Source organism: Saccharomonospora iraqiensis subsp. iraqiensis, assembly GCF_000430445.1.
GTDB lineage: Bacteria > Actinomycetota > Actinomycetes > Mycobacteriales > Pseudonocardiaceae > Saccharomonospora > Saccharomonospora iraqiensis.
In genome coordinates, this window is the sequence record NZ_KE387132.1 from 1 (window position 1) to 1628 (window position 1628).

Genomic DNA, 1628 nt, shown 5'->3' on the forward strand with positions numbered 1-1628 from the left:
CACGGGTGAGCGGCGGCGTCCGGCCGGTCGCCCTCGTGGGTCCCACCGCCACCGGGAAGACGGCGCTCGGGGTGGAACTCGCGCGGGCGCTCGGCGGTGAGGTGGTCAACGCCGACGCGATGCAGCTCTACCGCGGGATGGACATCGGCACCGCCAAGGCCACGGCCGCCGAGCGGCGCGGCGTCCCGCACCACCTGCTCGACGTCCTGGACGTCACCGAGTCCGCGTCGGTGGCCGCCTACCAGCGCCACGCCCGTGCGGTGATCGAGCGACTGCTGGCGGCGGGGACGGTGCCCGTCCTGGTCGGCGGGTCGGGGTTGTACGTCCGGTCGGTCGTCGACGAGCTGCGCTTCCCCGGCACCGACGCGCGGGTCCGCGCGGAGCTGGAGCGGGAGGCGGCCGAGCGGGGGACCGCGGCGTTGCACCGCAGGCTGGCGGAACTGGACCCGCGCGCCGCGGCGACGATCCTGCCGTCGGACACCCGGCGCACCGTGCGGGCGCTGGAGGTCATCGAGATCACCGGGGAGCCGTTCTCGGCCAACCTGCCCGAGCCCGCGCCCCCGCGGTACGACACGGTGCTGATCGGGATCGACCGCGCCGTCGACGAGCTCGACGACCGGGTCCGGCGACGGGTGGAGCGGATGTTCGCCGACGGCCTGGTCGACGAGGTCCGCGCCCTGGAGGAGAAGGGCCTGCGGGAGGGGACGACCGCGCCGCGGGCACTGGGCTACCGCCAGGTGCTCGACGCGCTGGCGGGCGACGGTGACCTCCGGGAGGCGGAACGGGCCACGGTGGTCGCCACCCGCCGGTTCGTGCGCAGGCAGCGGTCGTGGTTCCGTCGGGACGGGCGGATCCGCTGGCTCGACGGTGCCGGTGCCGATGCCCTCGACCGGGTGCGCGCGGAACTGGCTCGGTAACCTCGTGCGCATGGGTGGTATCGAGTTCCTGAAGGGCCACGGCACACAGAACGACTTCGTGGTGCTGCCGGACGTCGCGGGCGCGCTGGACCTGACGGCGGGCCGGGTGGCGGCGCTGTGTGACCGGCAGCGGGGGCTCGGTGCCGACGGCGTACTGCGGGTCGTACGCCCGGAGTCGGTCGGTGTGGACTCCGGGGCCGGGTGGTTCATGGACTACCGCAACTCGGACGGCTCCCTCGCGGAGATGTGCGGCAACGGGGTGCGGGTGTTCGCCCGGTACCTCGTGGAGGCCGGACTGGAGGGAAGGCGCGAGTTCACCGTGGGCACCCGGGCGGGCGACCGGCCGGTGCGGGTCCACGACGACCTCTCGGTCACGGTGCGGATGGGCCGCGCCGCCGTCACCGGGACGTCGGTGGCCGTGGTCGGTGACCGCGCGCTGTCCGGGGTCGCGGTGGACGTCGGCAATCCACACCTCGTCGCGGTGCTCGAGGACGACGTGACCGCCCTCGACCTGCGCGAACAGCCGCGTTACGACGACGGCATCTTCCCCGACGGGGTGAACCTCGAGTTCCTCAACGTGCTCGCCCCGGAGCGGCTGCGCATGCGGGTGCACGAACGCGGGGTCGGGGAGACCCGGGCGTGCGGCACCGGGACGGTGGCGGCGGTGGCCGCCGTGTCCCACCTGCGCGGGGCCGAGCGGGGCGAGGCCGA

The 1628-nt window shown here is 74.9% G+C and carries 2 protein-coding genes; both read left to right on the forward strand.

Annotated features, from left to right (window positions below; translation table 11 throughout):
* The first annotated feature begins 5 nt into the window (after positions 1-5).
* The gene (gene miaA, locus ACTIR_RS0119785) at positions 6-917 is read left to right on the forward strand and encodes a tRNA (adenosine(37)-N6)-dimethylallyltransferase MiaA (RefSeq protein ID WP_026455573.1); all 912 of its coding nucleotides are present in this window, start codon (positions 6-8) and stop codon (positions 915-917) included.
* A 10-nt stretch (positions 918-927) separates the two neighbouring features.
* Positions 928-1628 (forward strand): diaminopimelate epimerase (gene dapF, locus ACTIR_RS24500; protein WP_084789632.1); only part of this gene is annotated, 701 nt, incomplete at its 3' end.